Below are 6,466 nucleotides of genomic sequence, written 5' to 3' on the forward strand. Positions count from 1 at the left end.
GGTGGTTGTGCGCGTGGCTGAGGGAGCCGGCTCACTTGGTGGGCTCGCGGTTGTAGAGCTTCTTGGCCCATTGGTGGCCGCCCACGGCGATCAGGGCGCACCAACTGATGGCCAGGATCGCGCTGTTGCCGATCGGGGTGCCCATCAGCAGCCCGCGCAGGGTTTCGATGAACGGAGTGAACGGCTGGTAGTCGGCGAACCATGAGAGCCCGGCCGGCATCGAGTCGGTCGGGACGAACCCGCTGCCCATCATGGGCAGGACCATCAGCGGCGTCAGCATGTTGCTCGCGGTGGCCACGCTCTTGGCGACCATGGCCAGGGCGACCGACAGCCAGGTGAGCGCGAGAATGATCATCACGAGCACGGCGACCACGCCGAGCCACTCCCCGAAGTCCGCGGTCGGCTCGAATCCCACCAGCAGCGCGACCCCGATGACGGCAGCGATGCTCAGCAGGGTCTGGATCAGGCTGCCCAGCACATGACCGGTGAGCACCGAGACCCGGGCGATGGCCATGGTGCGGAACCGGGCGACGATGCCCTCGGTCATGTCGATGGCAACCGAGATCGCCGTGCCCTGAGCCGCGGTCGCCACAGTCATCAGGACGACGCCGGGGACGACGTAGTTCGTGTAGGCATCCCGGCCGCCCGACGGCCCGCCGAGGCCGGCCCCGAGGATGCCGCCGAGGACATAGACGAACAGCAGCAGGAAGACCACCGGAACGCCGGCGGCGGTCAGGATGAGGGTCGGATAGCGCAGCATGTGCCGCAACTGGCGGCGCAGCATGGTCGCCGAGTCGACGAAGGCGTGGGTGACCGCGGTGGAAACGGTGCTCATCGGGCGGGCTCCTGTTCCGTGACCGGGTGGCCTGTCAGGGCGAAGAAGACGTCATCGAGATCGGGGGTGTGGACCTGCAGTCCGTCCACGGTGATCGAGGCGTGGTCGAGCCGATCCAGCAGCGCGCGCAACGAACGGACATCGCCCTGGCCGGGAATCTGGAGGGTGTGTGCCTCGTCGTTGCGGGACGCCACGTCCAGCGTCCGGACCGCATGGTCGTAGCCGCGTGGGTCGGCGAAGCTCAGGGTGATGTGGCCGCCGCCGACCTGCCGCTTGAGCTCCGCCGGCGAACCCTCCGCGACGAGCTTTCCCCGGTGGAGCACCGCGATCCGGTCGGCGAGCCGGTCGGCTTCCTCGAGGTACTGGGTGGTGAGGAAGACCGTGACGCCCTCGTCGGTCACCAGCCGGCGGACGATCTCCCACATGGTCCGCCGACTGCGCGGGTCCAGGCCGGTGGTCGGCTCGTCGAGGAAGATCACGCGGGGTCGGCCGACCAGCGTCATCGCGAGGTCCAGGCGGCGGCGCATCCCGCCGGAGTACGTCGCCGCAGGCTTCCGGGCCGCGTCCAGCAGATCGAACCGCGCCAGCAAGTCCCGTGCACGCTGCCGCCGTTCCCGGCGACCGGCGAGGAGAACCTGCTGCTGATGGCCGACCTGAACCGCCTGCCCGCAAGGCATACGGCGACCACGTGGTGCTCGACGGCATCGACATCCACATCCCCGCGGGCGTACGGCGGTCGCCGCGACCGCTCGTCGACCGAGATCGGTAGTCATGGGTGTCACTTCCGCTGAGGGGACGGCGCCCCTTGAGCGCCTTTATAATTCGGCGAAAGTTACGTTGCATTCATGCAACGGTCAATTGTAATCAAGTGCAGTGATCGCATACATGCAGGTAATTGCGTTGAATCGTTGCACGGCCCATGCCGTCTAATGCAACGAGAATCGTTGCATTAAGCTGACCTCGGCGCCGACAGTGGAGGACCCCGATGCCCGGTGACAGACTCACGCTCCAAGATCGGCAGCAGATCGCCGCGGGACTGCGTGAGGAGCTGACCTACGCCGCCATCGGCCGCCGCATCGGACGGCCGACCTCCACCGTCACCCGCGAAGTGACGCGCAACGGAGGGCCGCGCGGCTACCACGCCGAGGCGGCCCACCGGGCCGGGACGCGACACGGGCGGCGACGCAGGACCACTGCGCCGACCCCGTCACCGGCAAGGGGCGGCCCCGGGCGCGATCCACGGCTCGTGGACGAGGCGGAGGCGCAGAGCACGGAACTGATGATTCAGGCCGGGCTCCCACCGATGATGGCCAAGGTGCTCGCCGCGCTGTTCACCACCGACAGCGGCAGCCTCACCTCCGCGGAACTCGTGCGGCGCCTGCATGTCAGCCCCGCCTCCATCTCCAAGGCCGTCGGCTACCTGGAAAATCAGGCACTCATCACACGCGAACGCGACCCCCACAGCCGCGCCGAACGCTACGCCATCGACGGCGACGTGGCCTTCCAGTCCATCGTGGCCGGCGCACGCACCCAGGCCCGGATCGCCGAGGTCTGCCAGATCGCAGCCCAGAAGCTCGGCACGGCCACGCCCGCCGGCGCCCGGCTCGAGAACACGAGCCAGTTCCTCCGCCACGTCATCGACGACCTGGTCCGCTCCGCCGAGCACTGGCACGCGATCTACCCCACCCATCATCGGGCGACGTCCGAAACCGACCGCTGAAGATGGCAGGGTCTTCTCCGGTGTCGATCTCGACCGCCTCGGCACCGAGGGTCTTCATCGCTGCGGAGGCGTGCTCGCACGGGGCGGTGCCCACGTGATGCGGCCAGGGTCCTGCGTTGGACCCGCCCGGCCAGCCGCATGAGCGGAAGACAACCCAGCGGATGGCCGAGCGCGGTGAGCGCAGACTAGGACAGGGGCCGACCACCGTGAAGCCCTTGTGCGCCAGTGCGAGGGGGCGATGCAGGGGAAGCCGTGGAGGGCGATCGGGCCCCAGCGCTTCCCTCGCACACGCCCGAGCCGTGCGGCGCCGCAGCTCGGGCGCCCATGGGTGCGGCACGGTGATGCCGCCGCTCGCAGGTTTCGCGGACGCGTCGACCGGGTCAACGGACGGACGTGCGCCGGGAGTTGGCGCGCCCCCTCGTGCACCGGCGCACCCGCGGACCCCTCGCTCCGGGTGCGGCCACGCCGCACGCAGTGGTCGCCCGGCTCACCCCGTGGCGCGCGCCCGATGGCGGCGGACCGCCGACCGGTTGGCGCACCGCGGGGAGCAGTAGCGCTGCCGCCCCGTGCGGGAGGTGTCGGCGAAGATCAGCGCGCAGCCCGTCGCGTCGCACCGCCGCAGCCGGTGCATGCCCCGCCCCACCAGGTGCAGGGCGGTGCCGACGGCGATGAGCGCGGCGAGCACGGGGCCGAGCGACTGGTCGTCGTCCCGGTAGTGCAGGTGCCAGCCGTCGCCGCCGTGGTCGGTCATGCGGGGATGGCTGGTCGTCCGGGCCAGCAGCTCGTTGACCAGTGCGGCGCGCTCCTCCTCGGCGGGGGTGTCGACGATCTTCTCCCACGCGTCGAGCGTGGCCGACGCCTGCGCCAAGTCCCTCTCCGTGACGGGTCGTTCGAGGATCAGTCCGGCGGCGCGGCAGCGATCGGCGAGCTCCTCTGCGTTCTCCGGGCGCCGATTAGCCAGGTCGGCGGCGAGGTTCACCGTCTGCTCGCCGTAAGGGTTGAGTTGCATAATGCCATTACATCATCGTGGCGGACATGAAGCACTCAGCCGTTCCGCCTCCCTCGTCCCTGGCGCTGCCCGTGCCAACTCCTGTGCAGGGAAGCTCCCTTGGCCGATTCCGCTGGATCGTCCTCGGCGTCGCCACCTTCACCCAGGCCGCCTCCGCTTTCTTCGTGCAGGGCATCGGGGCCCTCGGCATCCACCTCCAGCGCGACCTCGACCTGAGCACGGCACAGCTCGGACTGCTGCTCTCCACCGCCCAGTTGGCCCCGCTGCTCGGGCTCCTCGTCGCCGGTGAACTCCTCGACCGGTTCGACGAGCGCTGGGTCGTCGGGGCGGGCGCCGCCCTCGTCGCCGTGGCCCTCCTCGCGGGCAGCAGGGCGCCGGGATACGCCGCCTTGCTGCTCGCCCTGTTCGTCGTCGGCGCCGGATACAGCACCGTGCAGCCCGGCGGCAGCAAGTCCGTCGCGTCCTGGTTCGATGCCTCGCAGCGCGGCGTCGCGATGGGCATCCGCCAGGCGGGTCTGCCGCTCGGCGCGGCGCTCGCCGCGGCCGTACTGCCCTTCGTGGCCGGTGAGTCGGGCTGGCGGGCCACGCTCGTGACCGGCGGACTCGTCGCGCTGCTCGGCGCGACGCTCTTCATGAGTGTCTACCGGCGGCCGCCCGCCCCGGAGGTCACGCCCGCACCCGCACCACCCCGGGACACGCCGTCGGCGGGCGGGCGGCGTGCGCTGCTCCGCGAACCGTCCATGGTGCGGATCATGCTGTCCGGCACCAGCCTGGTCGCCGTGCAGTGCGGCCTCGGGATCCTGACCGTGCTCCACCTCTACGACGTCGCCTCCCTCGGCGCCGGAACGGCCACGCTCGTCCTGGTGGCCGTGCAAGGCGCGGGCGTCGTCGGCCGGATCGCCCTCGCCGCCCGGAGCGATCGCGCGCGGCGCCGGGGACGCGGGCGGTACGGATCCGTCAGGGCCTGCCTGACCGCCGTCACCGTCGGCATGACACTGCTCATGACACCCGTGGGCCAGTCACCCGTGGCGGCCGCCCTGATCCTCGTCGCCCTCGGCTTCTTCGGGCTCGGCTGGTACGGCCCCTGGGTCGCCCATGTGACGGAGGCCGCCCCGCCCGGCAGGACCGGGTTCGCCCTGGGCCTGGCCATGTCCGTCAACCAGGTCGCGATCGTCGTGACCCCGCCCCTGCTCGGCCTGCTCAAGGACCGGACGGGCAGTTTCACCGCCTCCTGGGGCCTGCTGGTCCTGCTGACCGGAGTGGCCATTGCGGCCACGCGGCGCGGCGGCCGCTGACCTCACACCTGCTGCAGCACATGCTCCACCAGCGAGATCAACACGTCCTTCCCCGACTCCCGTTCGCGCACGTCGCACAGCACCACCGGGGTGTCCGGGCCGAGGTCCAGCGCACGCGACACGGCGTCCGCCGTATGGGTGCGCACCCCGTCGAAGCAGTTCACACCCACCACGAAGGGGATGCCCCGGCTCTCGAAGTAGTCGACGGCAGGGAAGCAGTCGGCCAGGCGCCGGGTGTCGGCGAGCACCACGGCACCCAGACAGCCGGTCGACAACTCGTCCCACACGAACCAGAAGCGGTCCTGCCCCGGCGTGCCGAAGAGGTACAGGGCGAGGTCGTCGCGGAGGGAGATGCGGCCGAAGTCCATGGCGACCGTGGTGGTCGTCTTGGTCTCCACGCCCTGAAGGTGGTCAACAGGGCGGGAGACTTCGGTGAGTTGCTCCTCGGTGTGCAGCGGGCGTATCTCGCTGACCGACCCGACGAGCGTCGTCTTGCCGACGCCGAAGCCACCGGCGATCAGGAGCTTGAGCGCCGTGAAGTCGCGGAGGGGCGTGCCGGGCGGGGTGGCCGGCCGGGCGTGCTCAGAGTGCGCGGAGTCCATTGATCACTTCTCGCAGGAGGTGCGCGTCCGGGCGGCTGCTCCCGGGCGCGGGGTCGGCAGGGGTGATGCGCAGCAGATCCCTGGCGGTGAGGTCGCCGAGCAGCACGCGCGCGACGCCGAGCGGCAGGCCCGAGTCGGACGCCAGGTCGGCGACCGTGCGCGGTGCCTCGCCGCACAGGGCGAGCAGGTCGCGCTGCTCGGGCGGCAGCGGCGCGCGCGGCTTCGCGCCGGTGGCGCGCACGACGGCCATGAGGTCGATCCGCTCGGCACCGTCACGGGTGCGGGCGCGCCCGCCGGTCATCGCGTAGAGGCGGACGAGCGGGCCCGCCTCCTCGTCGTACCGTTCGGTCCAGGCGTCGCTCACACAGCACCGTCCGCCCTCTCGGGCACGCCGAGGTGCTCGTGGACGCGGTCGACGAGGAGCGTCATCTCGTACGCGACCAGGCCGATGTCGGCGTGCCCCGCGGTGAACACGGCGAGGCAGGAGCCGCTGCCCGCCGCGACCACGAACAGGAAGCCGTCCTCCAGCTCCACCATCGTCTGCACGACGCCGCCCGCCCCGAAGTGGCGTCCCGCGCCCTTGGCGAGGGAGTGGAAGCCGGAGGCGATGGCGCAGAACCGTTCGGAGTCGTCGCGCCCGAGGCTGCTGGACGTGCCGACGGGTAGCCCGTCGATCGACAGCATCACCGCGGAGCGCACCTCGGAGACCCGGTTCACGAGGTCGTCGAGCAGCCAGTCGATCCGGCCGCTGCCGTCGTCGCCGCTGCTGCCCAGGTTCGTGACGGTGTACGTGGGGGTCATCGGGTTCCTTCGTCGTTCGGAGAGGGGTGCGGCGGGCGCGACTCGTCCCGCACGGCGTGGGCGCGCCGCCGCCCGGACCGCAGCGAGGCCATGGTGGCGCGGGCCGCCTCGGGGGAGCGGCGGGCGGGCGCCGCCTGCTCGGCGGCACCGGTGCGGGTGCCCTCGCCCTGGTCCTCGCGCTCGCGCAGCTCGGGCGCGAGGTTC

At 71.4% G+C, this 6,466-nt stretch carries 8 protein-coding genes and 1 pseudogene; 2 read left to right on the forward strand and 7 right to left on the reverse strand.

The features are described 5' to 3' along the window. Positions 1 to 31 precede the first annotated feature (31 nt). Positions 32 to 835, reverse strand: a complete 804-nt coding sequence (locus ACQB60_RS44425) for an ABC transporter permease (RefSeq protein WP_496931804.1) — start codon at positions 833 to 835, stop codon at positions 32 to 34. After that, positions 832 to 1,485: pseudogene (locus tag ACQB60_RS44430) on the reverse strand (ATP-binding cassette domain-containing protein); the annotation flags it as partial. The pseudogene ACQB60_RS44430 and the gene ACQB60_RS44425, both read right to left, overlap by 4 nt. Positions 1,486 to 1,820: 335 nt before the next feature. Here ACQB60_RS44430 and ACQB60_RS44435 point away from each other — a divergent pair. Continuing rightward, on the forward strand, positions 1,821 to 2,555 hold the full coding sequence (locus tag ACQB60_RS44435) for a GbsR/MarR family transcriptional regulator (RefSeq protein WP_496931805.1): 735 nt from the start codon (positions 1,821 to 1,823) through the stop codon (positions 2,553 to 2,555). A 487-nt stretch (positions 2,556 to 3,042) separates the two neighbouring features. Here ACQB60_RS44435 and ACQB60_RS44440 read toward each other — a convergent pair whose 3' ends face one another. Next, entirely contained in the window at positions 3,043 to 3,564 is a 522-nt protein-coding gene (locus tag ACQB60_RS44440; RefSeq protein ID WP_496931806.1) for a CGNR zinc finger domain-containing protein, read from the reverse strand. A gap of 71 nt (positions 3,565 to 3,635) precedes the next feature. Here ACQB60_RS44440 and ACQB60_RS44445 point away from each other — a divergent pair, with 71 nt between their 5' ends. Then, positions 3,636 to 4,859: an MFS transporter gene (locus ACQB60_RS44445; RefSeq protein ID WP_496931816.1), complete on the forward strand. Its 1,224-nt coding sequence runs from the start codon at positions 3,636 to 3,638 to the stop codon at positions 4,857 to 4,859. 2 nt (positions 4,860 to 4,861) lie between these two features. Here the strand turns inward: ACQB60_RS44445 and ACQB60_RS44450 are convergent, their stop codons facing one another. The 4 genes from ACQB60_RS44450 to ACQB60_RS44465 form a co-directional block, all read right to left on the reverse strand. After that, complete coding sequence (locus tag ACQB60_RS44450) at positions 4,862 to 5,461, reverse strand: GTP-binding protein (protein WP_496931807.1); 600 nt, start codon at positions 5,459 to 5,461, stop codon at positions 4,862 to 4,864. After that, positions 5,442 to 5,825 (reverse strand): DUF742 domain-containing protein, encoded by a 384-nt coding sequence (locus ACQB60_RS44455; RefSeq protein WP_496931808.1) that lies wholly within the window; start codon positions 5,823 to 5,825, stop codon positions 5,442 to 5,444. The genes ACQB60_RS44450 and ACQB60_RS44455 overlap by 20 nt, the downstream gene beginning before the upstream one ends. After that, positions 5,822 to 6,262, reverse strand: coding sequence for a roadblock/LC7 domain-containing protein (locus ACQB60_RS44460; RefSeq protein WP_384846022.1), 441 nt, complete (start codon positions 6,260 to 6,262; stop codon positions 5,822 to 5,824). Before ACQB60_RS44460 ends, ACQB60_RS44455 begins: the two co-directional genes overlap by 4 nt. After that, on the reverse strand, positions 6,259 to 6,466 hold a 208-nt coding region (locus tag ACQB60_RS44465; RefSeq protein WP_496931809.1), incomplete at its 5' end, for a hypothetical protein. The genes ACQB60_RS44460 and ACQB60_RS44465, both read right to left, overlap by 4 nt.

Source organism: Streptomyces odontotermitis, from assembly GCF_050510915.1.
GTDB lineage: Bacteria > Actinomycetota > Actinomycetes > Streptomycetales > Streptomycetaceae > Streptomyces.